Raw genomic sequence first — 24,780 nt, forward strand, 5'->3', positions numbered from 1 at the left:
CCTCCCCTCATTTCGAGGGGAGGCGGCGGCGTTATCGCGGTTCGGGTGGATGCGCGTGGTCGGGTTTTGGTGACCGGATGCGCATCCACCTCGCTCGCTTGAGTCGAGTTGCTAACCGCGCTGGGTCGCGACGAAGTTCGCGTCGGTGACCGTTGAGCCGAGTGCTTCGTACTCTTCCTTGGTCGGGTCGCCCGGCTTCCAGGTGTCGAACTTGCCGGTCTCCTCGAAGGCGTGCGTGAGCGGGATGCCCGTGCGGTCCTTGAGCAGCGCGGCGGCGATCAGGCTGATGATCGTGGCGATGAACAGGTAGGTCGAGATCGCGTAGACGTTGTTGAAGGTCTGCATGAGCCACGTCGCGATGGTCGGGGCGAACGCGCCACCGAGGATCGCGCCGAGGGCGTAACCGATCGAGACGCCCGAGAAGCGGACCGATGCGGGGAAGGACTCGACGAACCACACGGCGATCGGGCCGTAGGTGAGGCCGAGCGGGATAGCGAAGATCAGCAGGCCGATGAGGAGCATCGCAGGTTCGCCGGTGTTGGCCATCGCGAAGAGGACCCACACGGTGATGAGCTGCAGGCTGTAACCGAGGAAGAAGCTCTTCTTACGGCCGATCTTGTCGGTGATGAAGCCCGAGATGTACGTGAACAGGGCCCACATCGCGGCCGCTCCGAGTACTGCCAGCATGACGAACGTGACATCCATGCCGAGCGTCTTCGTGGCGTAGTTCTGCATGTAGCCGCCGGTGGTCATGTAGCCGGCCGCGTTGTTGCCGATGAACAGGGCTGCGAGCAGGATCACGCTGAGGCCGTGCTTGCGGAAGAGCGTGGCGATCGGCGCCGACGCCTGCTGCTGACGCGCCTCGATCTCTTTGTAGACCGGGGATTCCTCGACCGAATGGCGGACGATGAAACCGACGACCACGAGCACGACCGAGAAGAGGAACGGGATGCGCCAGCCCCAGACGGCGAACTGGTCGCCGGTGATTGCGGTCACCGCGGCGATCATGCCCGATGCGAGCAGCATGCCGAACGGCACGCCGAGCTGCGGGAACATACCCATGCGACCGCGGGTCTTCGTGGGCGAGTGCTCGGTGGCCATGAGGACGGCGCCGCCCCACTCACCACCGGCCGAGATGCCCTGCAGGATGCGCAGGAACAGCAGCGCGATCGGCGCGGCCAGGCCGATGCCACCGAACCAGTCACCTTCGGTGCCGTTGTAGGTCGGGAGGAGACCGATCGCGAAGGTCGCGACACCCATGAGGAGCAGCGTGATGACGAGCATCGGCTTGCGACCGATCTTGTCGCCGAAGTGGCCCGCAAGGAATGCGCCGAGCGGGCGGAAGAGGAATGAGATACCCACGGTGAGGAACGAGAGAATCGTGGCGAAGCCCTCGTTACCCTGGGTTGCCGGCTCGAAGAAGAGCGGCGCGAGCACGAGACCGGCCATGGTCGCGTACACGAAAAAGTCGTACCACTCGACGGTGGTTCCAACAACGACGGCGCCGATGATGCGGCGGCGCTCTCTTGCCAAGCGGCGATCTTCTGCGGTTGCAGTGTTCGTCACGATGACTCCCTTGTCTGACGAGATGCCGCAGGGTCTGCCCCGCGGTCGGCACTAAGCGTAGGCAGAGGCGATTCCGCTACTCAAACGGAATTGTGCGGGGTTAATCCACAGATTAACTGGGATTGGGGTCAGCTATTCCAGGTTTGACCAGTGGCTCGATCGCCGAGTAGCCGCGCAGCCGCGTATCGAGGCGCGGCGAGATCGAGAACGTGGAAAGCTGGCCTGATGAGCGATGCACGCAATGAAGCGAACACTACCGATGGCCCGAAGCCGGCCCGACTCGACCTCGCGCGAACCGCGCTGTTTGTCCCCGCGACGCGTCCTGAGCGCATCGCAAAGGCATTCGCCGCAGGTGCCGACGCTGTGATCGTCGACCTCGAGGATGCGGTGGCTGCGGATGCGAAGGGCTGGGCCCGCGATACGCTCACCCGCGTGTTTGACCAGCCGCAGGAGTTCGACTTGGACGGAGCAGCTCAGCCGATCGCGATCCGCTTCAGCACACCTTCGAGCGAGGACGGGAAGCAGGACATCGACTGGCTCGAATCGATCGTCACCGATGACGCGCGCGTCGCCCGGCTCGACTCCATCATGGTCGCGAAGATCGAGACGACTGCCGAACTGGACCTCGTCGCAAAGGTGCTCGACGCATCCTCCGCCGCTGCCGGAGTCTCGCTTGTGCCGCTGATCGAGTCGCCGGCCGGGATCGTCAACGCCGCCGAACTCGCCACGCATCCTCGCGTGTCTCGCCTGGGGCTTGGCGCGATCGACATGGCCGTCGAACTCGGCTGCGAGGTGCGCAGCACCACCATGGACTACGTTCGCGCGCAGCTCGTGATCGCGTGTGCCCTCGCCGGTAAGCAGGGGCCGCTCGACTCGCCTTCTGCCGAGTTCAAGGACGACGAGCTGGTCCGGAGCGACACCGAACAGGTGAAGCGGGCCGGGTGCACTGGCAAGCTATGCATCCACCCGCGGCAGATTCCGATCGTCGCTGAGGTATTCGCGCCGACCGACGAGGAGATCGATTGGGCCCGCCGCGTACTCGAGGTGCAGGACGGGCTCGGTCAAGTCGACGGGCAGATGGTGGACCGTCCCGTCATTCTGCGCGCCCGGCGGATCCTCGGCGTATAGCGATCACTGGGCGTGGGGATCGCGGTTCCTCGGCTCCACGCCTCAAACGCTCGTGATTAGCGTGCGTTGGGTTCAGTGCGCCCGCACGAGTCGGAGCGCGCGCGGGTCGATCGTTACTTCGACTGTCGACCCGGATGCGGTGCTCGAGGCGCGAAGGCACTCGCCATCGGCATAAATCGCGACGCCCGGCGGTGACTCGATGCGGATACTTCGGCCCCGGAGCGTCTGCACCTGCGGGAACAGCGTGTGGAGCCCGGCGAGGGCCGACGGGAAGAGCGCGAGGAGGCCGGGCCGGTTCAGGCCCCGCACGATCACCGTGTCGAGTTCACCGTCATCTGGCCTAGCATCTGGCCCGAGCGGGATGCCACCGCCGATGGTGCGGCCGTTCAGGACTGCGAGGACTTGCGCATCCATTTCCTGAACCGGTTCGCCGTCGAGCTGGTAGCGAAACCGTTCAGATTGAAAGCGGCGAACCGACTGCAGCAGTGCGACGAGGTAACGCGTCGTGCCTCGAAGGTGGCGCATTTCGTTCGCACGTTCGTTTACGAGCGCGTCGAAGCCGATGTTGATGGAGTTGACGGCGACGTGCGGGTCGCCGTCGAGCGTGAAGCGCAGGACGTCGACGGTGCGGAATCTTGCGGTGCCGTCTTTCAGACCGTGGATGAGCTTCGCCCGGACCCGCGCGGCTCGCCCGCGCGGAATGCCGGTCGAGCGCGCGAAGTCGTTGCCGGTGCCGGTCGGGACGACGCCGAGCGGCACCCCGTGTTTCGTGGCGAACTCGGCGCCCATGGATGCCATGCCGTCGCCACCCTGGACGATGAGCGCATCCGCGGGAGCCTCGAGTGCTTGAGCGGTTGCGGCGTGCAGCTCTTCGAAGGTCGCGCCGGTTGCGAGTTCGACGCCCTCCTCGTAGACGGTGTCGTCGTCCTTGAGGCCCTGTCCCGAGGCCGGGTTGAGGGCATACACGATCCGCTTGGCACGCATGCGTCAAGTATTGCGCACCCTGGCGAAGAGCTTCGTGCACCTTTCGATACGGCGCCTGCGGCGCCTACTCAAGGCACGCGTTCGGCGAGTAATCGCGAAGCGGCGTATCGAGGCGTTGGCGCCTACTCAAGGAGCTACGCGCGTCGCACCCCAAACGCCAGCGGCAGGGTGAGGAGTGACAGCGCCGCGCCGACATACATCGCGACGCTGAACGATGTGCCCGCCGCGATGGCGCCCACGAGGACGGACCCGACGCCCGTTCCCGCGTCGAACCCCACGTTCCAGACGGTGCTCGCCGAGTTGTAGTGCTGGGGTTTCACCGACTGCAGCGAGACGCTCAACGTGAAGGTCTGGAGGGCTCCATAGCTGACACCAACGATGACCGCGCCCACCAGCAGCGCGACGAGGTTCGTCGCCTCGGGCTCGCGAACGGCGAAGCCGACGAGAAGCATCCCGACCGTCGTGATCACGATCGACGGCCACAAGAATCGTCGCGCACCGTACGTGTCGGCGAGCGTTCCGGCGAGCCATCGCGTGAGTGCCGCCGTGAGCGTCAGCAGCAGCAGCGCCGCGAGGCTCTCGGTTGGCAGCGCGACCATCTGCGGCATGAACGTCAGTATCCCGCCGCCACAGACCGTCAGGCCAAACATGATCACCATTGGTCGGGCGAGATTTCGAAAGGGTGCTGGCTCGCCGGACGTCTTCGGGACGGCCTTCGCTTTCCCGGCCAGGCGCCAGGCAAGCCACGCGCCGAGCACCGGGAGCGTGCCGATGGCGAAGACCGTTTCGAACCCGACGGTTTTCGCGACCCACGGCCCCGCCGGAGTGAACAGCACCTGCGGCACCGCGATCGCCAACCCAAATGCGCCGATCGCCTTCCCCTGCCGCGCTGGCTCCACCAATTGCGCAATAAGGGAGGTCGCGCCCACGGTGATGATGCCGAACCCCACACCTCGGATCGCGGAGACCAGTAACACGAACCACAGATCCGAGTTCAGCGCCAGGGCTCCGGCAGGAAGGCCGAGCAGGAGTGCTGCGCTCACGAGCGTCCACCGCCAGCCGAAGTTCCGTAGCAAACGCGGCATTGACAGCTGGGTAAGGATCGTGACGAGGAGCAGGACGCCGTTCACCAAGCCCGCGCCAACCTCATCGGCACCGCCTTCGACCGCCCACATCGGCGCGACGGGCAAGAGCGCCGAATACCCCGTAAACGAGATGACGGTGAGGGCAAGCACCTCGGGCATCCCCGGCATCTGATATACCGACTTGCTCACGCTGCTGTTCCCTCCGCCCGACCGAAATTGCCCCTCTAGCTACCTTAGGACGCACGAGCGCGCTCGATGCGCACGAAACCGGTGACGCCTGCAGCCCACGTGCGTCCTAAGTGACGTGAAGTGAACACTCGCCCTCGTGCCGCTGCGGGCGCCTGCGGCTAGTGCGCGATCGGGCAGGAGTCCGCGCAGCGATGCTCGGTGCTCAGGTGCAGCTGCGCGGCGGCACACAGCTGCGGTTCGCCGGTTTCGGCCTGCGCCGCGAGCAGCGCCTGCGCGCCGTCACGAACCTCGTCCGCGGATGGGGTCGCGGGGGCCTGCACCGACACCTTCGCCGAGCCGTCCCCGTACAAGAGGTTGAGCGCCGCGATAACCTCGTCGCTGCGTCCTTCGCGGGTGAGTTCTTTGATGCGCATCGTGGTCGGATGCAGCAGCGCATTGCCGAGCTTGCGCATCGACTCGGCCACCACATCCTCGGCGCCGGTCTTCTCGATCTGCTCGGAGACGCGCGCCTGGACCACCGACCGATACTGCGCGAGCGCCTTCGCCGACTTCTGCTCGCGACGCTCCTGCTCGAATTCGGTCGCCGCGCGGGCGACGATGCAGCGGGCCAGCTCGGTCGCGCCAAGGTCTTCGAGCGGCGCGTGCTGGCGAACCGTCTCGATGTCGAGGAGGTCGACGGTGTCGAGCTTCGCGACGAGCGGGTCGACGTTGCGGGGCAGGCCCATGTCGACGATCAGCAGGCCGTCGCTCGAGCCCGGCGCGAGGCGCGCGTTGCGCACCTGGTCGTAGTCGAGCACGTACGTCTCGGTGTTCGTGCACGTGATCACGAGATCGGCGCTCGAAAGCTGCTCAGGCAGCCGGCCGTGCTCGATCTCGCGGATGTCGTACCGCTCGCCCAGCGTGTGCTGGCGGCCAGACGGCGAGTAGACGTCGACTGTGCCGACGCCGCGATCCTGCAGCGACTTCAAGGATGCGCCGGCATAGGTTCCGGTGCCGATCAGCACGACATTCGCGCGGGACCAATCAAGTACCTGTGACGCGGCAAGGTCGAGCGCGAGGCTCACGAGCGAGCGCCCCTGGGTTGCGAGGTTCGCGTGCGCCTTCACGCCCTTTGACGCCGTCGCGGCAGACTGGAAAAGCCGCTCGAGATCGCGCGTTGTAACCTGCGCATCCCGCGCCTGCTCAAGCGCGCGGCCGACCTGGCCGGCGATCTCTTCCTCGCCGAGGGCGACCGACTCGAGGCCGCTCGACACCGAGAAGAGGTGACTCGACACATCCGAATCACCGATCACGCGAACGTGGGCGCGCAAGTCGTCCTCGCGCATCCCGAAATCGGCCGCGAGCGCCGGCACAAATGCCGCGAACTGCTCGGGCCCCTCGAGGTCGAGGTACACCTCAAAGCGGTTGCAGGTCGACAGCACGACGCCGCCGACGACCTCGGCGGAGTCACGGATGAGCTCCTCGAGTGAGGTGACGGAGACCGAACTAAACCGCTCGAGGAGGGAGAACCCAGCCGAGCGGTGATTGGCGCTTACACAGACCAGCATGATGAAGGCGATTCTACGCCAACTGTCAGGTTTCCGCGCGGCCGTTCGCGAGCGCTTTGCGCACACGTCAATTTGGTCAGCTATGGGATGCGCCGGGGTTCGCTGCGGGGTGCCCGGAAATGGGCCACAATTGACCAAATGAGCACCATTCTGCCCGCGGATCACCCCCTCGTCGACGGCCGCACCGACAGCTCCCCGCTCGTGCGCGCATCCCGCGGACAGCGCTCCGAGACGCTACCAATCTGGTTCATGCGCCAGGCCGGGCGTTCGCTGCCCGAGTATCGCAAGCTGCGCGAGGGCATCGAGATGCTCGATTCGTGCCTCCGCCCCGAACTTGCGAGCGAGATCACGCTGCAGCCGGTCCGCCGCCACGGCGTCGACGGCGCCGTATTCTTCAGCGATATCGTCGTGCCACTCAAGCTTGCGGGCATCGACGTTGAGATCGTGCCGGGGCGCGGTCCGGTGTTCGCCAACCCGGTTCGGGATGCGGCAGGTGTTCGCGAGTTCGCCGCCCGCCTTCGCGGCGAGACGAGTCTCGAGATGTTCGCGCCGATCGCGGAGGCTGTGCGTCTCACCGTCACCGAACTCGGCTCGACCCCGCTAATTGGCTTCGCGGGTGCCCCTTTTACACTCGCCGCATACATCGTCGAGGGCGGTCCCTCGAAGGATCACCTCCGCGCCCGCGGCCTCATGCGCTCCGATCCGGATGCGTGGAATGAGCTCGCAACCGCGATCGGCGAGATCTCGGCCGCATTCCTCGAGACGCAGATTCTCGCGGGTGCCTCGGTCGTGCAGCTGTTCGACTCGTGGGCGGGCTCGCTCTCGCGTGAGTCGTACCGCACGTCGGTCGCCTCCTCAAGCGCCATCCCCCTGCGGCACGCCGCGACCTTTGAGACCCCGGCGGGCGAGCGCATCCGCTCGATTCACTTCGGCGTCGGCACGGGCGAGCTGCTCGCCGACATGCACGAGACCGGCGGCGACGTCCAGGGCGTCGACGACCGCATCCCCCTCGACGAGGCTGCCCGTCGCCTGCCGGGCGTGCCACTGCAAGGCAATATCGACCCGGCGACGCTGTTCGCGGGCGACGCGGTGCTGCACGAACACACGCTCGACGTCGTGCGCCGCGGCGCCGTAGCGCCGGCGCACATCGTGAACCTCGGCCACGGCGTTCCGCCCGAGGCCGACCCGACTGTGCTCACGAGGCTCGTCGAATACGTGCACACGCTGCCAGGCTCCGGCGTCATCGAATGACGCGCGTCGCGGTCGTCGGCGGCGGTGTCGCCGGGCTCGTTGCCGCGCGGCGGCTCGCGCTGGCGGGCGTCGACGTCACGGTCTTTGAGGCCTCGGATGCGCTCGGCGGGATGCTTCAGCAGGCTCAGCTCGGTGACGTGACGATCGACATCGGCGCGGAGGCCTTCGCGGTGCGCGGCGGGGTTGTCGAGGCGTATCTGCGCGAGCTCGGGCTTACGGATGACCTGGTCGAGCCGCGCGCACTCGGGTCGTGGACGTATGGGGCGCTTGGCGCCCAGCAGTCGCCGTCGGGCGGGATGCTCGGGATTCCGAGTGGCCCGGATGCTGATGGGCTCGAGGATGTTGTTGGCGCTTCCGGCGTTGCGGCCGTTGCTGCGGAGGCGTCGTTGGATGCGTCGGTCGGCGCCTCGGCGGCGTCGTTCGCCGAGCTGATTCGGGCGCGCTATGGGGAGGTCGTGCTCTCGCGATTGGTCGCACCCGTGACCCGTGGGGTGTACTCGCTCGATCCAGAAGTTGTCGACTACCGCGTGCTGATTCCGGGAATTGAAGTGCGATTGGCCGAGGCCGGATCGCTGTCGGCGGTGGTCGCGTCGCTGCGCCCGAAGGCGACGCCGGGCGCGCTCGTGCGCGGGCTCCGCGGCGGGATGCACCGATTCGTTGGGGCGCTCGTTGCCGAGTGCGAGCGGCTCGGGGTTTCGTTTGAGTTAAACACGCTGGCCGGTCCATTTGAGCCGATGGCCGAGTGCGAGCAAAGCGAGCGTATCGAGGCCCGCGAGACGGACGGACCTTTCGATACGGCGGCCACGCCACCGGCTCAAGGACCGTCGCTGACCGAGTTCGACGCAATCCTCATCACGACGGAGTCGGCGCTCACCGCGAACGCCCCCACCGTTTCGAGCGAGGTCGTCGCGCTCCTCGTCGACGCACCCGAGCTCGATGCGCATCCCCGCGGCACCGGAGTGCTCGTCTCGGACGCAACCGACGTCGAGGCGAAGGCACTCACGCACGTCACCGCGAAATGGGAGTGGCTCGACGAGCGCACCCAGCCCGGCCAGCACATCCTGCGTTTGTCATACGGACCGGTGGAGGCAGACGGCCCCGCGCGTAGTCTCGCGCTGAGCGACGAGGCACTGCAGCGACAGGCCCTCGCGGATGCATCACGCATCCTCGGCGTCGAGCTCGCGCCTGACCGGCGGCGCGACTTCGCGCGCCACGAGTGGCGGATGCCGATGCCCGCCGCGCGCCTGGGACGCACGGCCAAACTTGCGGCCTACCGCGAGCGCCTCGGCGCTGCTACCGAACCGAACGATAGGACGCACGTCATCGAACTGTGCGGCGCGTGGATCGACGGAACCGGCCTAGCGAGCGTCCTACCGTCAGCCGAGAACGCGGCGCAGCGCATCCTCGACAGATTTACCGATCACCAATAGACCGGCAGAACGATCAGCAGACCGCAACTCCCATGAACCAGTTTCGTATTACGATACTTTCATGGAACGGAAAATACAGGGCAAAGAGATTTCCGAATCCCAGGTCGACGAATGGGTCGCGGCAGCCGAAGCTGGCTACGAGGTTGAGGAGCTCCGTAAGCGAGCTGTTGGGCGACCGGCTCGAAGCAAAGAAGCTTCGCAGGTCGTCCCGGTTCGCCTCACAAAGGAAGAACTCGACGCTGTGATGGAGCGCGCCCATCGAGAGAATCTGAACCGGTCAGAGGCGATTCGCGAAGCACTACGTGCGTGGTCTAGCGCCGCGTGATTGCTCGCAAGTCGGTGCTCAAAGACAAACACGCCCCATTGGTGAGGTGCGTACGTCGTGGTCATTGCCCTTAGCGCCAGGCCCTGCCGAAGTACCAGCCATGACAAGCGATAGCGGCAATGGTTAGCTCCGCGCACTGCTGCGACCATTGCAGCTAGCGCTCGGCCCCGCCGAAGTACCGGCCCGGGGTAGCGCTAACGGCAATGCTTACCCGCAGCCGAGCCTTTCACCAGCCAAAGTCCTAGGATGGAACCTATGTCTGCAACGTCTTCCTCGGCCGCTCCCCTGCGCTTCGGCACCCCCGGCGATCAGCCGATCATCCGCATTGGCACGCGCGGTTCGAAGCTCGCGGTCGCGCAAACGAGCATCGTTGCGGAAGACCTCGCACGCCTCACCGGCCGTGAATTCGAGATCATCAAGGTGACGACCCATGGCGACGTGAACCGCGCGTCCCTCTCGACGCTCGGCGGGCAGGGCGTCTTCGCGACCGAGCTGCGCGAGGCGCTGCTCGACGGCGAGGTCGACATCGCGGTGCACTCGCTCAAGGATCTCCCGACCGCGCCCGCGCCCGGGCTGCAGCTCGCCGCGCATCCCGCCCGTGAGGATGCGCGCGACGCCGTGGTTGCGCGCGACGGCCTCGACTTTGCCGACCTTCCCCATGGCGCGAAGGTGGGCACCGGTTCGCCCCGTCGGCGGGCGCAGATCCGCCGCGTGCGCCCCGACCTCGAGCTGCGGGACATTCGCGGCAACGTCGACACGCGTATCGGCTTCGTCACCGACGGCGAGCTTGATGCGGTCTTCCTCGCGACCGCGGGGTTGAACCGGGTCGGCCGCACCGAGGTGATCACCGGCTTCCTCGAGCTCGAAGATTTCCCGACCGCGCCCGGCCAGGGCGCCCTCGCGATCGAGACCCGCGAGGGCTGGGATCTCGAGGGCCTGCGCGGCCTCGACGATGCCGCGACCCGCGCGGCCGCCGACGCCGAGCGCGCGATCCTGAACGGCCTCGACGCGGGCTGCCAGGCGCCTGTCGGCATCCACGCGGATGTGCGCGACGGCGTCCTTACGGTGCTCGCGCGGGTGTACGGCAAGGATGCGCTGGCCGAGGCCCGGGGCGAGGTCGCGATCGATCTGGAGCCGGTTTACGAGCAGTCGCTCGGGTACGCGCGCGGCGAGGTCGCGAAGCAGGACTACGTGCCGGCTCGGCTCGCGGCCGAGCTCGTCGACTCGCTGTTCGCGCAGGGCGCCGGCGACTTCATCGGCGAATGAGTGCTGTTCGCGCCCTAAGTAGCGGCGCAGCCGCGTATCGAAGGGGAGACCACCGTCGGTCATTTCGATACACGCTGCTTCGCAGCACACTCAATGACCGCAACGGTGCGACATGGTGACGGCCTCACTCGCAGGCACTACCGTGCTCGTGCCGCGCGGCGGGGACTGGGGCACGCAAGCGAGCCTCGAGATCGCGGAGCGCGGCGGTGAGCCGGTCATCGCCGAGCTCATCGGATTTGCACCGCCGGAAGACCCCGCGCCGCTCGAAGCAGCGCAAGCACGCCTCGCAAACGGCGACTACGACTGGCTCGTGCTCACGAGCCCCCGCGCCGTCACCGCGATCGCCATCCCGGAACGCAACTCAAACGCGATTGCGAAAACCGAGCTGCGCATCCACCGGAACACCCGCATCGCCGTGGTCGGCGACAGCACCGCCGCCGGACTCGAGAGCTTCGGCCGCTCGCCACACTTTGTGCCAGTCAACGAGCATTCCGCTCGCGGGCTCGTGAGCGAGTGGCCGCACGTCACCGCTCCCCAGCGCATCCTGTGGCCGCGCTCGTCCGAGGCCGCCCCGACGATCGCCACAGGCCTCACCGCCCTCGGCCACCGGGTCGACGCCACGATCGCGTACCGCACCGTCGGCGTACCATTGACTGCGGAAGCCCGTGCGCGCATCCTTACGGGAGAGCTGCGGTTCGCGCTCGTCACGAGCGGCAGCATCGCCCGCCAGCTGGTCGACCAGATTGGCGCGGATGCGCCGCTACGGATCGTGACGATCGGCCCCAACACCACGAGGTCCGCGCGAGAAGCCGGGCTCCGCGTAGATTTTGAAGCGGCGCAACGCACCGTTTCGAGCATGCTCGATGCCATCGAACAGGGCCGCGAGCCCGAAGGAGAATAGGTCCATGCAGAAGCCAGTCATTCGTCCCCGACGCCTGCGCCAGTCGGTCGCGATGCGCAACCAGGTGCGCGAGCTGAACGTGCACCCGAACGAGCTCGTCCTGCCCGTCTTCGTGCGCGAGGGCATCAGCGAGGCACAGGAGATCTCGTCGCTGCCCGGCATCTATCAGCACACGCTCGACTCGATCCGCGGCGTCGTGAACGAGGCTGCCAAGGCCGGCGTCGGCGGCATCATGCTGTTCGGCGTACCCGCTGAGCGGGATGCGGTGGGCAGCGGCGCGACCGACCCCGACGGCATCCTGAACCGCGCCCTTCGCGTGGTGGCCGAGGAAGCTGGCGACGCGATCACCGTGCAGGCCGACCTGTGCCTCGACGAGTTCACCGACCACGGCCACTGCGGCGTGCTCGACTCGCGCGGCCGCGTCGACAACGACGCAACCCTTGAGCGCTACACCGAAATGGCAGTCGTGCAAGCCGAGTCGGGCGCACAGATTATCGGCATGTCCGGGATGATGGATGGCCAGATCGCCGCGGCGCGTGACGCGCTTGACGACGCTGGCCACGACGACGCAGTCTTGCTCGCCTACTCGGCGAAGTACGCATCCGCGTTCTACGGCCCGTTCCGCGAGGCCGTCGACTCGCAGCTGCAGGGCGATCGCCGCACCTACCAGATGGATCCGGCGAACCGTCGCGAGGGCATCCTCGAGGCGCGCCTCGACATCGAAGAGGGCGCCGACATCGTCATGGTGAAGCCCGCAATGAGCTACCTCGATGTGCTCGCGGATGTCTCCGCGGAGTCGCAGGTGCCGGTGTGGGCGTACCAGGTCTCGGGCGAGTACGCGATGATTCAGGCCGCCGCACTCAACGGCTGGATCGACCGCGAGCGCGCGATCGCCGAGTCGATCGTCTCGATTCGCCGTGCCGGCGCGGATGCGGTGCTCACCTACTTCGCGACGGAATACGCCCAGGCCCTGCGCGCTTTCTAGCCGGGCCCGGCCCTCACCCGTCCGCCTCGCCGGTCCGCCGAGTACCCTCGAGCATCCCGAGTACTCCCGAAAGTGGCAAATACCCCCGCGCCACCGTCCCGAGTACCCCCGAAATGGTGGTCTACCCCTCTCAGGGAAGCGGTAAATCGCAATCTCGGGGGTACACACGATATGAGAGTAACCGCGGACCACCATTAGTACGAACGTCCACCCGAATCGAAGGAGCCCGCAACATGACCACCTCAGCCGAATGGTTCGACCGCGCCCGCCAGGTGACGCCCGGCGGCGTCAACTCCCCCGTCCGCGCTTTCGGCTCGGTCGGCGGCACTCCCCCGTTCTCGGTCAAGGGCGAGGGCGCCTGGCTGACCGACGCCGACGGCAACCGTCGCGTCGACTTCATCTGCGGCTGGGGTCCGCTGCTGCTCGGCCACTCGCATCCCGAGGTCGTGGATGCGGTGCAGCAGACGGCTGCCGATCTCATGTGCCCGGGTGGCTCGACCCCCGGCGAGGTCGAGCTCGCCGAGGCGGTCGTCGCGCGGCTCAAGCAGGTTGACGAGAACGCGATCGACGAGGTGCGTCTTGTGTCGACCGGTACCGAGGCGACGATGACCGCGATCCGCCTTGCCCGGGGCGTCACCGGCCGCGACCTCATCATCAAGTTCTCGGGTTGCTACCACGGCCACTCGGATGGGCTGCTCGCGGCGGCCGGTTCGGGCCTCGCCACCCTGGCGCTGCCGGGTTCCGCTGGTGTGCCCGAGCCGATCACCTCGCAGACCATCGTGCTGCCGTACAACGACCTCGACGCCGTGCGCGCCGCCTTCACCGAGCACGAGGGCCGCATCGCCGCGATCATCGTCGAGGCATCCGCAGCCAACATGGGCGTCGTGCCGCCGCTCCCCGGCTTCAACCGCGGCCTCGCGGAGATCTGCCACACCGACGGCGCGCTGCTCATCTGCGACGAGGTGCTCACCGGGTTCCGCACCGGCCCCGCTGGCTGGTGGGGCCGCGAGCAGGAAGACCCGGAGCGCGGTGGCTGGACCCCCGACATCTTCACGTTCGGCAAGGTCATCGGCGGCGGGATGCCCGTGGCCGGGCTCGGCGCACGTCGCGAGATCATGGAGACGCTCGCCCCGAACGGCCCCGTCTACCAGGGTGGCACGCTGAGCGGCAACCCGGTCGCGGTCGCCGCTGGCATCGCGACGCTACGGCTCGCGGATGACGCGGTTTACGCACACATTGATGCTTCGGCCGACCGCGTGATCGGCGCGGTCAAGCGCGAGTTCGATCTCGTCGGCGTGCCGGTTGCCGTGCAGCGCGTGCGCAACCTGTTCTCGTTCGCGATGGGTGACGGCGCGGACCTCGGCTGGTCGGGCGTCGACGAGTTCGGTTCGCCCGCGCCGATCAACGAGGCCGAGGTCAAGCGGCAGGAAGGCTGGCGTTACCCCGCGTTCTTCCACGCGATGCTCGACGCGGGCGTCAACCTCCCGCCGAGCGTGTTCGAGGCGTGGTTCCTGTCGGTCGCACACGACGATGAGGCGCTCGCGCACTTCGAGGCGGCACTCCCAGCCGCGGCCGAGGCAGCCGCCGCGGCGACGCCCGACGCGTAGCCCCCGCGAACAATAGGACGCACGCGAGCGGGATGCGCACCCGAATTGGGTTGCGCATCCCGCTGACGTGCGTCCTAAGCGTGAGGCACGCTCGGCCTTAGATCGACTCGGCATCCTTCAACGGCTTCGGCTCATCGGCCTGCCACTTCGCGCGGATGTCTTCCCACAGCCCCTCGACGCGCAGCTTGACGTCGTTGAACACGCGCTCGACGTTCGCCCGCGTCACGTCGCTCGGAATCTGCATGTCCCACTCGAAGAACGTCTGCCCCGGATACGGCGGCAGGTCCTCGTGGCTGTTCATCGATACGACGTAGTCGGCGCCGCGCACGACGTCGTCGGTGAGTGGTTTCGGGAAGAGCAGCTCCGGGTCAGCGCCGCGTTCTTGCAGCAGCTTGACGACTTCCGGGTAGAGGTCTTCGCGAGGCCGCGACCCTGCCGAGCGAACCTCGACCTCATCCCCCGCAATCTCGTTGAGCGCCGCCGCCGCGAGCTGCGAACGACCGGCGTTCTCGACGCATACAAACAGTACCTGCGGCTTCGGACGCTGCAGCTTTCCCGTCGCGTAGGCGAGGGAGCGAAGTCGACTCTCCGCGAAATTCGCCGACAATGAGGCAACGAACTTCTTGATCCGCGCATTGCGGTGCAGCGTCATGTAGGACTCGTATACGTACCGCTCGACGAGGTCCTGCGAGAAGACCCCGTCGTAGCGGTCGGCGAGGTGCTTAGCGGTTCGTTGCAGCACTCGGTCGTCAGTCTCATCGATGTCATCGGTGCTCTCGAGCACCTCGTCTTCGCGGGGCTCGAATGCGACGGTCTCGTTAGCAGTCTCGTTGGCGTTCTCAGCTGGTCCGGCGTGGCGGTTCATCGGTGAAGTCCTCTCTCGCGCGACTGAAATGTAACTACTGTCCCGAGCATATTCCCCGACTTCTCCGAAAGAACCCGCAATGCCAGCCGACTGAAATGCATCCGCACTGAAACGAAGAAACCGGCCGGCGCATCCAAACCCCCGTGTTGGGTAAGGATGCGCCGGCCGAGTCAGTGGGGTGGCCCACTCGGAAAAAAGTGCACGCCTGAGCAGAACCGTCGGCGTGTCGCCGCGTGTCGTGCTAAGGCGTGCACTTTTTTCTAGGTGTTTTCGGGAGTGGCCTACGTGGCGCGCACCGCCCCTTGACCAACCACATCCGCGTCGTGTCGCTCGTGCCCCTCCATGAACGCGTCGATCTCGGATGCGCTGGCCCGCAGCTTCGGGTCATGGTCGAGATAGTGCTTGGTCTCGCGGGCGATGAGTCCCGACAGCACGAGCAGGCCGATGAGGTTCGGCAGCGCCATGAGCCCGTTCATGATGTCCGCGAAGGTCCACACGAGCGCGAGCGGCACCGTGCATCCGATAAACACGACCAGGGTGAAGACAATGCGGTAGACCGGCACGCCCTTCACACCGAACAGCCGCTCCATGCAGCGCTCGCCGTAGTAGGCCCAGCCGAGGATGGTCGAGAACGCGAAGAACGCAATCGACAGCGCAACGATGATGTTGCCGAAGTCGCCGAGCGTCGTGGCGAACGCGTGCGAGGTCATGAGGCCGGCCTCGCCGTTCGCGTTGCCGGTCTCCCAGACACCCGTCGCGACAATCGTGAGGCCGGTGAAGGTCACGACGATGATCGTGTCGATGAACGTCTGCGTCATCGAGACGAGGCCCTGGCGAACGGGATGCGTCGTCTTCGCCGCGGCCGCCGCGATCGCCGCCGAGCCCATGCCCGATTCGTTCGAGAAGATGCCGCGCGCGACACCCATCTGCAGCACGAGCATGATGGCCGAGCCGGTAAACCCGCCCGCCACCGCATCCGTGCCGGAGAACGCCATCGTAAAGACCTGCGCGAGCGCACCCGGCAGCGCCGGACCGTTCGCGATCAGCACGACCATGCCGAACACGATGTAGAGGACGATCATGGCGGGCACGAACGCGGCCGTGACCTTACCGATCGACTTGATGCCGCCGAGCAGCACGAGCCCGATCAGGATGGTGAGCACGATCCCGGTGACCCACGGCGAGATGTTGAACGCGCCCTCGAGCTGGGTCGCGACCGCGTTGCCCTGCGTCATGTTGCCGATCCCGAAGCTCGCGAACACGGCGAACACCGCGAACCAGATCGCGAGGAACCTACCGAACTTCCCCTTAATACCCCGCTCGAGGTAGTACTGCGGTCCGCCCGACTTGTCGCCGTTCGCATCTGTCTTGCGGAAGCGCACTCCGAGGAACGCCTCGGCATACTTCGAGGCCATACCGAACAAGCCGGTGACCCACATCCAGAACAGCGCGCCCGGCCCGCCAATCGCGATCGCGGTGGCGACACCGACGATATTGCCGACGCCGACCGTCGCGGCAAGCGCGGTCGTCAGCGCCTGGTACTGCGAGATGTCGCCGCCCTCGGTGTCGTCGTTGCGGCGGATGAGCCCGAGGTTGAGCGCCGGGCCCAGCTTCCGGAATTGGATGAAGCGCAGTCGGATGGTCAGGAAGATGCCCGTGCCGAGCAGCAGCGGGATGAGCAACCACGGCCCCCATACAAAGCCACTGATCGCATCAAGAATCTTTTGAAGCTGGTCCATGGCAAGAACTTAGTGCGCGGTTGCGCTGTCACACAAATTCCCTGCGCGCACCTCACAAGTCACGACGGGCCCGATTCGGGCAGGCCACAGGCGGTCGTTACGATGAGTGCGGCCCGTCGCACCCATACTCGTGACTTTCGAATTGCATCCTTCCCGCGCGTCGGCCCGAACTAGAGGAGCCCAACCGCTCATGGCTGTGCCGCGCCGCGACCCGACCGAGAACACGAAACGCACGCGAGGCATCCTTGGCCTCACTGCGGCCATCGCGGCTGTCGGCATTATTCTCGTCGCAATCGCGTTCCCCGACGACGAGCAGACCGCCACGCTCCCGACGACCTCCACGCCCGTGCCCTCGCATCCTCAGGATGTTGAGGAATCGTGGCAGGCGGACCCTGCCGATTCGGTGCTCGCGCCCGGCTTCGATCCGTATCCGCCGACCTTTAAACTCCCCGACGCGACGACGCTGACCGGGGATGCGATCAGCGCGTCCCTGAAGCTCGAGCAGGATGCGACACCATTCGGCGGCACGGTCGGGTTCAGTTTCGAGGGCGCGGACCTCGCGTCGCCGATGTGGGATCCCGACAATTCCAATCTCAACGAGATGCTCGCCGCGGTCGAAAACCCGGTGATCCGCTTCGGCGGGCTCAAGGGTGACCGTAGGGTGTGGTGGACCTCGGCGAACGAGCCCGCGCCTTCGTGGGCTGAAGCGACCGTGACACCCACGGATCTCGAGAACGTCGCAGCCGTCGCCGACGAGGTGGATGCATCGGTCACCCTGGTCGTGAGCCTCGCACGATACGACCCCGACCGCGCCGCCGACATGGCCGCCCACGCCCGCGCAATCTTCGGCGACCGGCTGCTCGCGATCACGATCGGCAATGAGCCGAACGGCTACTTCCTCGAGGGGGAGCCGGACCGCTCCGTGCGCGATAAGACATGGGACACCAACGCCTATCAGGATGGGCTCGAGGAGTATGCGGCCGCGATCGAGTCCGCCTCCCCCGGCACCCCGATTTCAGGGCCGGGCGCGTATGACGCGACGTGGTGGCGCGCGTTCGCGGATTCTTCGGTCGCGAACCAGACGGCCATGTCGATGCACTGGTATCCGCTGTGGGACTGCTCAGGGCCCGCATCCTCAACCGCGAACCCGACGCTCGAGGACCTCACCTCGCCCAAGCTGCGCGAGAGCGCGCGAAACATCGTCGGGATGGGCGCGGAGACCGCTGAGCAGTATGACCTGCCGCTGTGGATCGAGGAGACCGGGCCGACCTCGTGCTCGGGCGGCAACGAGACCTCGCGCACCCACGCGCAGTCGCTCTGGACCACCGACTACGTGCTGACCGCAGCCGAGCTTGGCGCCGAACGCATCGCGTTCCACTCGACGCTCGCGGCCTGCGAGGGCGGGGCTCCCATGAGCCCAATCTGCGCGACCGGGACGTACTCCGACCCAGGCACGATCGTCCAGGGCCGCACGAGCTACCTCGCGCTGATGCAGCTGAGCTGGATCCCGGATGGCAACATGCTCACACCGACCGTGAGTGGGGACGGCACGGTCATGGTCCACGGGGTATTCGGCGCGGATGGGTCGCTCACGCTGGTCGTGTCCGATCTGCGTGATCCTGCCTCGGGTGCCGAGGCCCTGCCGGTGACGGTTTCGGCGCCTTCGGGCCTCGGGGCGGATGCGCCGGGCAGCTGGTCTCCCGCGTCGGGTTCGCTGCTCACCGGGGAGTCGCTGGCCGCGCAGGAGAGCTCGCTGACTGCGCTCGTGCCGGTTGAGCCGAGGCTGGCGGCGCTGTCGCTGTCGGCAGCGGAGCCGCTCACGATCGCGACCCAGCCCGGCTCCACCACGATGCTGGTCCTGAAGCCAAACAGCTAGGCTGCGCATCCGCCTACCTACCTGCGCCTGTCTCTGCCCCTGCCCCTGCCCTGCCCCTGCCCCTGTCCCTGTCCCTGTCCCTGTCCCTGCGCCACGCCACGCCACGCCACGCCACGCCCACGAAAATTGTGCACGTATGAGCAGTGCCCACGGCGTGTCGGGGGCGTGTCGCACTCATGCGTGCACAATTTTCTTCGGGGGTGAGGGAGGTTAGGCCGAGTCCTCGGCGACGACGACGTTGCGCAGCGAGCCGAGGCCCTCGATCGAGGTCTCGACGACGTCGCCGGGCTGCAGGAACACGCCCTTCGGCGCTCCGATTCCGGACGGCGTGCCCGTCGCGATGATGTCGCCCGGGTAGAGCGTCATGACGGTCGTGAGCTCCGCGATCTGGTCGTAGATGTCGTAGATCATGTCGTCGGTGAGCCCGTTCTGCCGCTCCTCGCCATTCACGGTCAGGCGGATGCGCAGATTGTGCGGGTCTTCGACCTCGTCGGCGGTCGTGAGCCACGGCCCGATCGGCCCGTGCGTATCGAACGACTTCCCGAGGGTGAACGTCGGCGAGCGCTTCTGCAACCAGTCGCGCACCGAGAAGTCGTTCGTGACGAGATAGCCGCCGATCACCGACGCCGCGTCGTCGCGCGAAACGTGCTTGCACTCGCGCCCGATCACGACCCCAAGCTCCGCCTCGTAGTCGAGTTTGTCCGAAACCTCCGGCCGCACCACGTCCCCGCTCGGGGCGTTGATGCACGACACCTGCTTGTTGAACCAGAACTGGTTCTTCGGGGTCGGGATGCCGTCGGCCGCGGCCTCCTTCGTGTGCTCGGCATAGTTCATGCCGATCGCCAGGTACTTCTGCGGGGCGTCGATCGGCGCGAGCAGCTCCACGTCCGACAGCGCGATCGCGTCACCCTCGAACGCGGCGATCTCGGCCGCGCGCTCCGGCAGCGAAGGCAGAACCGCGCGCACAGAGTCGCCGACGAGTTCCGTCACGTCCACGATCACGTCGCCGTCGACGCGACCGACGCGAGCCGGCCCCGCATCCTGCCGAAAACGAGCAAGCTTCATCGTTCCATTCCTCTCTCTTAGTGTCCCTTGTCGGCTCAGTTGTCGGATGCGCCGGGTCTGTCGGATGCGCCGGGTCTGTCGGATGCTCCGGGTCCGTCGGATGCGCCAGCCGCCGCGGCCTTCTCCGAGGGCAGATCCCCCCAGACCTTTTCGCCGAATGGCGTGAGCTGGAAGCTCACGAACTGCCACCGCGCATCCTCACCCCGGTGGAGCACCTGCGCGACCATGCCCTCGACGATGCGCTCGCTCCCATCCGGATTGCCGAGCCGATTGCGGATCGAGCCGGTGACGAGCACGACATCCGGGGCGAGCGAGGTGATCGTCAGCTCGCCGCGCTGAATCTCGCGATAGGCCTGCCGCGTGCGTGTGTGCTCGAGCAGCATCTCTTTCGTGTGGCGCACGCCGGGGGCGTGGATGTGCACGAGCGACTCGTCGTAGATTTCCGCGAGCGCCGCGATGTCGACGGCCATCAGGGCGCGGATGCGCGCGGCCTCGACCGCCTCGATCTCGCGCCGGAGCGCGGGGTCGGCAGGCGCGACCTGGCTCGCGGCCTCGACTGACCCTGCCGGGTTCACGGCCTCGGCTGGCCCGGCCTGGCTCGCGGTCTCGACCGGCCCGGCGTGCTGCTCAGAGTTAGCGGACTGCATGCTGATTCTCCCAGGAGTCCTCGGCCTCCCACGTGCGGAAGCCCGTGGTCTCGCCGTCTTCGTAGCCGGGGCGCGGCTGGCCCGCGAGCCCGTGGTAGTGGCTGAAGATCTTGTCGGCCTCCGCCATCGGCAGCACCTCTTCGATGTCGTCGAAGGGCTGCGCGTCGGTGCGATCCTGCACGAGCCGGCGAATCACCTCGTAGGCCTCGCCGCGGTTCGCCATGACGAGGCGGTTCACTCCCTCGAGTCGCGCATCCTCGAACTCCTGCAGCCCGACCTCGGGCGCATTCTGGCTCGCCGCGAGCCGCTCTGCGAGCACGCGACCGTCCACGATCGACTGGCACGCGCCGTTGCCTCCGCGCGGGTACATCGCGTGGGCGGCGTCGCCGATAAGGACAACCCGGCCGTCGACCCAACGGTCGAGCGGGTCGTGGTCCACGAGCGGATACACGTATACCTCCTTGGCGTCGCGCAGCATCTGCTGCACGTCGAGGAACGGCAGCTTCGTGTCCTCGAATCGCGGGATGAGATCGTCGACATCGCCGGGGGTGTTCCAGTCTTCGTACATCTCCTCGCCCTCGGTCTCGACGACCCAGTTGATGAGCGCCTTACCCGTGCCCTCGTAGTCGAGGTGCAGCGGGTACACGATCATCGAGGCGATGCGCGGGGCACCGATGTGCAGGATGGTGTGGCTGTCGCGGTACGGGTCCATGACCGTCACGCCGCGATACATGCGAATGCCCGAGAACTTCGGGTCCGACTCGGTCGGATGCATCTGGGCACGAACCACAGACTTGATGCCATCTGCGCCGATCAGCACGTCGACATCTTCCTCGAAGGTCTCGCCGTCGCGTCGCGCGAGGTGCAGCTTCACGCCACTGCCGGTGTTCTCGTAGCGCTCCAGTCCAACGCCGAGCTGGATCGCATCCTCGCCGAGCCGCTCGAGCACCGTGCGGTAGAGCAGCATCTGCAGGTAGCCGCGGTGCACGAAGCGCTGCTCGTGCAGGTAGCCCATGTGCGTGCCGCACTTCTCGGCGTAGATCTCCTGGCCGTGGTTGTTGTAGAAGATCGAGTCGACGGCCTCGTTCGAGATCTCCTCGAACTGCTCGAGCAGTCCGAGCTCGTCGAGCTCGCGCACGCCGTAGACCTTGATGTCGAGGCCAACGCCGAGTGGCTTGATCTCGCGCACCTTCTCATAGATGACCGGGGAGAATCCCTGCTGGTGGAGGCGGAGGGCGGCCGCGAGTCCCGCGGGCCCGGCGCCAATAATCGCAATCTTCATGTTCGACTCCTTCGTCGGATGTGGATCAGTTCAATTCAGCGTTGGGCTGATCCTAAATGATTTCCCAAAAAGTGTCATCACTTGATTTCGTTTAGGATTTCTTGCAGGATGATCGTACCGCGAGCGCGACGGCGCGCTCCGCACCAGAGACTTGGAGTGTCATGACTGTCGTCGACATCAACATCCACCACCTCCCGGAAGACCTCTTCACGAACAAGAAGATCCTGAACGGCTTCCTCAACAGTGCCCCGCGCGGCTTCGGCGAAATCGCCAGCGTCATTGAAATGGAAAACGGCAAGCAGCAGCTCGTGCTCGAGAAACCGAAGGGCTATCCGAACCTCAACTACGTCGAGGGCGACTACTCGGTCGAGGCAAAGCTCGCCGCGATGGACGAGGCCGGCGTCGACTACGGCATCATGCGCGTGCCCGTCTGGCAGGAGTGGCTCGACCTCGAGACCTGCAAGGCCGTCAACGACAACGCCGCATCCATCGTCGAGCGCTCCGGCGGGCGCCTGTTCGCCACCGCGTGCGTGCCGCCGTGGGATCGCCAGGAGAACGTGGATGAACTCAAGCGCTGCGTCGAGGAACTCGGCTTCGTCGGCGTCCAGCTCGCGTGCCACTACGGCCAGCTCTACCTCGACGACGAGGCGTTCCGCCCCTACCTGCGCGAGATCGAGAAGCTGAACGTCCCCGTCGTCGTGCACCACACTCCCCTGCCGGTCGAGTACAAGTCGATCCTCGAGTACACGAACCTGCGCCGCGAGTTCGGTCGCATCTCCGACCAGGCCACCGCGGTCGGCCGCGAGCTGTTCAGCGGGATGTTCGACGAGATGCCCGGCCTCAAGTTCATCCACACGATGTTCGGTGGGAACTGGTTCGCGAACGCGAACCTCCTGACCCCGAAGAAGCCGCAGAAGAAGGAGGCCATGCAGCGCCTCGACCCGACCGGCGGCGAGAAGATTCAGCAGTACATGCGCGAAAACATCTTCTTCGACATGACCCACCCGCACTCGTGGGGCAAGCACCAGGTCGAGGCCGCGATCAAGGTCTCGGGCGCCGACCACTACCTCTTCGGCTCCTCGTTCCCCGTGTTCTACAGCTGGATGAGCCAGGGCGTCGAGTTCGTCGAGAACGAGCTCGAGATCACCGACGAGGAGCGCGAGCTGCTCTTCGCCGGCAACGCGAAGCGCCTGTTCAACCTGCCCATCTAACGACCAGTCCAGAGGTGATTCTCTTGCCGAACAACACCAGGTTGAACAACGCCGAGCCGAACGGTGCCGAGCCGACTGGAGCCGACCCGACCGGTCCCGAGCCGACCAGCGCATCCCCCGCCAGCGCCCCGGCGAACGACATCGACGAGTTCTTCTCGACCGATCGCACCCGCGGCACGGGCGAGGCGATCGCGCTCCCGGACTCCGACTATCGCGAGTTCGTGTACGACCTCGATGACCCGGTCGTGCGGCCCTACCGCGCGATGGACTACGAGGAGTTCACCGAGGATCGCCAGCAGGCGGAGTTCCTCCGCAACCTCCTCGAGTATTGGGATGGGCTCTATCGCGAGCCATTCGTCGGAATCACCTCGGATGGTCACCGTCGCGATGGCCTCTACCGCCTGCCGAGCCCGGCCGGGACCGACGCTGCCGAACCCAACGCATCCGCCCCGGTCGCTGCCGCGATCTCGCTGTTGGATGCGCTGCCACCAGTCGAGCGCGCGGCCGTCACCTACGCGCTCGACGCGCCGGAATGGCGCGGCTGGAGCAACCCGGAGTTCGTGTTCAAGCGAATCGGGCTTCGGCTCGAGGAGCTCGCCGACGAGCAGGCTGAGCTCGTCTACGGTCTGCTGCGCGAGTCCCTCAGCGCGGAAGGCTACGAGCGCGTGCGCGAGGCCATGGCACTGAACGGGTTCCTTGGCGAGATCACGAAACTGCCGCAGATCATGAACGATCGCAGCTACTGGTTCGCGATCTACGGCAAGCCGTCGACCACCGAGCCGTGGGGCTGGCAGCTTTTCGGCCGCCACGTCGCGCTGAATTTCGTGTTCGTCGGCGGCCGCGAGGTGTGCGCGCCGGTGTTTATCGGCGCCGAACCCGCGCTCTCGGAACCCGAGCATCCCCCGATCTTCGAGCGCCGCGAGCGCCTAGCCCTCGAGCTTGCCGCAACCTTCACACCCGAGCAGCGCGATCAAGCTGTGGTCTACACATCCGTGCTCGACGAGAAGATGCCGGATGACCGCATCCACCCCGCCGACGAACGGCACGTCGCGGGCGCCTTCCGCGACAATCGAATCGTGCCCTACGAGGGCATCCTTGCCACTGAGTTCGACCATGATCAGCGTGAGCTGCTGCGCGAGATCGTGCGGGACTTCTACGGGCTGCTTCGTCCCGAGCAGGTCGAGCTCACGCTCGCCGAGTACGACGAGCACATCGGTGAGACGTATCTCGCGTGGTACGGCGCGACGGATGGTTCGACACCGTCGTATCTGCGCATCCAGAGCCCGGTCATCATTGCCGAGCTCGACCACCACGCCGGGGTCTGGTTGAGTAACCGTACGCCCGCGCGCTTCCACGTGCACTCGACGCTGCGGCACCCGAACGGCAACGACTACGGCAAAGCACTCATCAGCGCTTGGCAAGAAGCCATCGCTGATTAACGGTCGCTCGACTACCAACATTCTGGCACTTTCACCCTGAAACAACTAGCCTGGTGGTAGACCTGAAAGGGACCGCGATGACCCCGCCAACTGCTCCAGTGGAGCGAGCCATGCGCACCATTGGCGAACATGTGACCGTGATGCGCAAGATTAGCCGCCTCAACGCAAAACAGACCGCCGCTCGTGCTGGCGTGAGCCTCACCACGCTCCGGAACTTCGAGCGTGGCGAAAACGTCGAGTTCGTCTCTGCGCTCGAAATTCTCCGCGCCGTTGGATTACTCGAACAGGTTGTGCAGGGCGCTGACCCACTGCAGTCAGACCAGGGGCGAGCTCGACTCAACGCGTACCTCGACGGGAAACAAAAATGACGAGTCCCCTCGATGTCGACGTAG

Annotated in this window: 21 protein-coding genes; 12 read left to right on the plus strand and 9 right to left on the minus strand. The window is 66.4% G+C overall.

What is annotated here, in order from left to right; translation table 11 throughout:
• Positions 1-111: 111 nt before the first annotated feature.
• Positions 112-1,566 carry an MFS transporter gene (locus tag GMOLON4_RS09750; protein ID WP_245575396.1) on the minus strand — a complete coding sequence of 485 codons (1,455 nt, stop codon included), beginning with the start codon at positions 1,564-1,566 and terminating at the stop codon, positions 112-114.
• A gap of 225 nt (positions 1,567-1,791) precedes the next feature.
• Here GMOLON4_RS09750 and GMOLON4_RS09755 point away from each other — a divergent pair, with 225 nt between their 5' ends.
• Positions 1,792-2,694, plus strand: a complete 903-nt coding sequence (locus GMOLON4_RS09755; RefSeq protein WP_051266567.1) for an HpcH/HpaI aldolase/citrate lyase family protein — start codon at positions 1,792-1,794, stop codon at positions 2,692-2,694.
• A gap of 72 nt (positions 2,695-2,766) precedes the next feature.
• Here GMOLON4_RS09755 and GMOLON4_RS09760 read toward each other — a convergent pair whose 3' ends face one another.
• From GMOLON4_RS09760 to GMOLON4_RS09770, 3 genes are all read right to left on the minus strand, one after another.
• On the minus strand, positions 2,767-3,678 hold the full coding sequence (locus GMOLON4_RS09760) for a diacylglycerol/lipid kinase family protein (RefSeq protein WP_051266569.1): 912 nt from the start codon (positions 3,676-3,678) through the stop codon (positions 2,767-2,769).
• 134 nt (positions 3,679-3,812) lie between these two features.
• A complete protein-coding gene (locus tag GMOLON4_RS09765; RefSeq protein ID WP_245575398.1) occupies positions 3,813-4,952 on the minus strand; it encodes an MFS transporter in 1,140 nt (379 codons plus the stop codon).
• Between the two features lie 158 nt (positions 4,953-5,110).
• Positions 5,111-6,499: a glutamyl-tRNA reductase gene (locus tag GMOLON4_RS09770; RefSeq protein WP_051266570.1), complete on the minus strand. Its 1,389-nt coding sequence runs from the start codon at positions 6,497-6,499 to the stop codon at positions 5,111-5,113.
• A 138-nt stretch (positions 6,500-6,637) separates the two neighbouring features.
• Between GMOLON4_RS09770 and hemE the strand changes: the two genes are divergently transcribed.
• The 7 genes from hemE (at position 6,638) to hemL (ending at position 14,264) form a co-directional block, all read left to right on the plus strand.
• Entirely contained in the window at positions 6,638-7,750 is a 1,113-nt protein-coding gene (gene hemE, locus GMOLON4_RS09775) for a uroporphyrinogen decarboxylase (protein WP_026936489.1), read from the plus strand.
• A complete protein-coding gene (locus GMOLON4_RS09780) occupies positions 7,747-9,180 on the plus strand; it encodes a protoporphyrinogen/coproporphyrinogen oxidase (protein ID WP_026936490.1) in 1,434 nt (477 codons plus the stop codon). Before hemE ends, GMOLON4_RS09780 begins: the two co-directional genes overlap by 4 nt.
• Positions 9,181-9,241: 61 nt before the next feature.
• On the plus strand, positions 9,242-9,505 hold the full coding sequence (locus GMOLON4_RS09785) for a ribbon-helix-helix protein, CopG family (protein WP_084147411.1): 264 nt from the start codon (positions 9,242-9,244) through the stop codon (positions 9,503-9,505).
• A 255-nt stretch (positions 9,506-9,760) separates the two neighbouring features.
• Positions 9,761-10,771, plus strand: coding sequence for a hydroxymethylbilane synthase (hemC, locus tag GMOLON4_RS09790; RefSeq protein ID WP_051266572.1), 1,011 nt, complete (start codon positions 9,761-9,763; stop codon positions 10,769-10,771).
• Positions 10,772-10,883: 112 nt separating this feature from the next.
• Positions 10,884-11,672 carry a uroporphyrinogen-III synthase gene (locus GMOLON4_RS09795; RefSeq protein WP_026936492.1) on the plus strand — a complete coding sequence of 263 codons (789 nt, stop codon included), beginning with the start codon at positions 10,884-10,886 and terminating at the stop codon, positions 11,670-11,672.
• A 4-nt stretch (positions 11,673-11,676) separates the two neighbouring features.
• Positions 11,677-12,657, plus strand: coding sequence for a porphobilinogen synthase (gene hemB, locus GMOLON4_RS09800; RefSeq protein WP_026936493.1), 981 nt, complete (start codon positions 11,677-11,679; stop codon positions 12,655-12,657).
• A 233-nt stretch (positions 12,658-12,890) separates the two neighbouring features.
• Complete coding sequence (gene hemL / locus GMOLON4_RS09805; RefSeq protein ID WP_026936494.1) at positions 12,891-14,264, plus strand: glutamate-1-semialdehyde 2,1-aminomutase; 1,374 nt, start codon at positions 12,891-12,893, stop codon at positions 14,262-14,264.
• Positions 14,265-14,361: 97 nt separating this feature from the next.
• Here the strand turns inward: hemL and GMOLON4_RS09810 are convergent, their stop codons facing one another.
• Positions 14,362-15,129, minus strand: a complete 768-nt coding sequence (locus tag GMOLON4_RS09810; protein ID WP_084147412.1) for an arsenate-mycothiol transferase ArsC — start codon at positions 15,127-15,129, stop codon at positions 14,362-14,364.
• A 281-nt stretch (positions 15,130-15,410) separates the two neighbouring features.
• Complete coding sequence (locus GMOLON4_RS09815) at positions 15,411-16,868, minus strand: alanine/glycine:cation symporter family protein (RefSeq protein ID WP_051266574.1); 1,458 nt, start codon at positions 16,866-16,868, stop codon at positions 15,411-15,413.
• 190 nt (positions 16,869-17,058) lie between these two features.
• Between GMOLON4_RS09815 and GMOLON4_RS09820 the strand changes: the two genes are divergently transcribed.
• Complete coding sequence (locus GMOLON4_RS09820; RefSeq protein ID WP_106486612.1) at positions 17,059-18,744, plus strand: hypothetical protein; 1,686 nt, start codon at positions 17,059-17,061, stop codon at positions 18,742-18,744.
• A gap of 210 nt (positions 18,745-18,954) precedes the next feature.
• Here GMOLON4_RS09820 and GMOLON4_RS09825 read toward each other — a convergent pair whose 3' ends face one another.
• Genes GMOLON4_RS09825 through GMOLON4_RS09835 form a run of 3 tightly spaced genes read right to left on the minus strand, consistent with a single transcriptional unit; the run spans position 18,955 to position 21,738 of the window.
• Positions 18,955-19,809 carry a fumarylacetoacetate hydrolase family protein gene (locus GMOLON4_RS09825; protein ID WP_026936495.1) on the minus strand — a complete coding sequence of 285 codons (855 nt, stop codon included), beginning with the start codon at positions 19,807-19,809 and terminating at the stop codon, positions 18,955-18,957.
• A 35-nt stretch (positions 19,810-19,844) separates the two neighbouring features.
• Positions 19,845-20,456: a YybH family protein gene (locus tag GMOLON4_RS09830; RefSeq protein ID WP_084147413.1), complete on the minus strand. Its 612-nt coding sequence runs from the start codon at positions 20,454-20,456 to the stop codon at positions 19,845-19,847.
• Complete coding sequence (locus tag GMOLON4_RS09835; protein ID WP_026936496.1) at positions 20,443-21,738, minus strand: FAD-dependent monooxygenase; 1,296 nt, start codon at positions 21,736-21,738, stop codon at positions 20,443-20,445. Before GMOLON4_RS09835 ends, GMOLON4_RS09830 begins: the two co-directional genes overlap by 14 nt.
• A 161-nt stretch (positions 21,739-21,899) precedes the next feature.
• Here GMOLON4_RS09835 and GMOLON4_RS09840 point away from each other — a divergent pair, with 161 nt between their 5' ends.
• The 3 genes from GMOLON4_RS09840 to GMOLON4_RS09850 all read left to right on the plus strand — a co-directional run bounded on the left by GMOLON4_RS09840 (position 21,900) and on the right by GMOLON4_RS09850 (position 24,756).
• Positions 21,900-22,949 (plus strand): amidohydrolase family protein, encoded by a 1,050-nt coding sequence (locus GMOLON4_RS09840; RefSeq protein ID WP_026936497.1) that lies wholly within the window; start codon positions 21,900-21,902, stop codon positions 22,947-22,949.
• Between the two features lie 23 nt (positions 22,950-22,972).
• Positions 22,973-24,388: a DUF3500 domain-containing protein gene (locus GMOLON4_RS09845; protein WP_245575399.1), complete on the plus strand. Its 1,416-nt coding sequence runs from the start codon at positions 22,973-22,975 to the stop codon at positions 24,386-24,388.
• Positions 24,389-24,498: 110 nt separating this feature from the next.
• Positions 24,499-24,756, plus strand: a complete 258-nt coding sequence (locus tag GMOLON4_RS09850; RefSeq protein WP_035732380.1) for a helix-turn-helix domain-containing protein — start codon at positions 24,499-24,501, stop codon at positions 24,754-24,756.
• Positions 24,757-24,780 lie beyond the last annotated feature (24 nt).

Origin of the sequence: Gulosibacter molinativorax, assembly GCF_003010915.2 — a bacterium.
Taxonomy (GTDB): Bacteria; Actinomycetota; Actinomycetes; order Actinomycetales; family Microbacteriaceae; genus Gulosibacter; species Gulosibacter molinativorax.

Coding starts and splice junctions, on each gene's coding strand:
- GMOLON4_RS09755 (WP_051266567.1), top strand. CDS start 1,792: ATGAGCGATGCACGCAATGAAGCGAACACTACCGATGGCCCGAAGCCG.
- GMOLON4_RS09760 (WP_051266569.1), bottom strand. CDS start 3,678: ATGCGTGCCAAGCGGATCGTGTATGCCCTCAACCCGGCCTCGGGACAG.
- GMOLON4_RS09770 (WP_051266570.1), bottom strand. CDS start 6,499: ATGCTGGTCTGTGTAAGCGCCAATCACCGCTCGGCTGGGTTCTCCCTC.
- hemE (WP_026936489.1), top strand. CDS start 6,638: ATGAGCACCATTCTGCCCGCGGATCACCCCCTCGTCGACGGCCGCACC.
- GMOLON4_RS09780 (WP_026936490.1), top strand. CDS start 7,747: ATGACGCGCGTCGCGGTCGTCGGCGGCGGTGTCGCCGGGCTCGTTGCC.
- GMOLON4_RS09785 (WP_084147411.1), top strand. CDS start 9,242: ATGGAACGGAAAATACAGGGCAAAGAGATTTCCGAATCCCAGGTCGAC.
- hemC (WP_051266572.1), top strand. CDS start 9,761: ATGTCTGCAACGTCTTCCTCGGCCGCTCCCCTGCGCTTCGGCACCCCC.
- GMOLON4_RS09795 (WP_026936492.1), top strand. CDS start 10,884: ATGGTGACGGCCTCACTCGCAGGCACTACCGTGCTCGTGCCGCGCGGC.
- hemB (WP_026936493.1), top strand. CDS start 11,677: ATGCAGAAGCCAGTCATTCGTCCCCGACGCCTGCGCCAGTCGGTCGCG.
- hemL (WP_026936494.1), top strand. CDS start 12,891: ATGACCACCTCAGCCGAATGGTTCGACCGCGCCCGCCAGGTGACGCCC.
- GMOLON4_RS09810 (WP_084147412.1), bottom strand. CDS start 15,129: ATGAACCGCCACGCCGGACCAGCTGAGAACGCCAACGAGACTGCTAAC.
- GMOLON4_RS09815 (WP_051266574.1), bottom strand. CDS start 16,868: ATGGACCAGCTTCAAAAGATTCTTGATGCGATCAGTGGCTTTGTATGG.
- GMOLON4_RS09820 (WP_106486612.1), top strand. CDS start 17,059: ATGGCTGTGCCGCGCCGCGACCCGACCGAGAACACGAAACGCACGCGA.
- GMOLON4_RS09825 (WP_026936495.1), bottom strand. CDS start 19,809: ATGAAGCTTGCTCGTTTTCGGCAGGATGCGGGGCCGGCTCGCGTCGGT.
- GMOLON4_RS09830 (WP_084147413.1), bottom strand. CDS start 20,456: ATGCAGTCCGCTAACTCTGAGCAGCACGCCGGGCCGGTCGAGACCGCG.
- GMOLON4_RS09835 (WP_026936496.1), bottom strand. CDS start 21,738: ATGAAGATTGCGATTATTGGCGCCGGGCCCGCGGGACTCGCGGCCGCC.
- GMOLON4_RS09840 (WP_026936497.1), top strand. CDS start 21,900: ATGACTGTCGTCGACATCAACATCCACCACCTCCCGGAAGACCTCTTC.
- GMOLON4_RS09850 (WP_035732380.1), top strand. CDS start 24,499: ATGCGCACCATTGGCGAACATGTGACCGTGATGCGCAAGATTAGCCGC.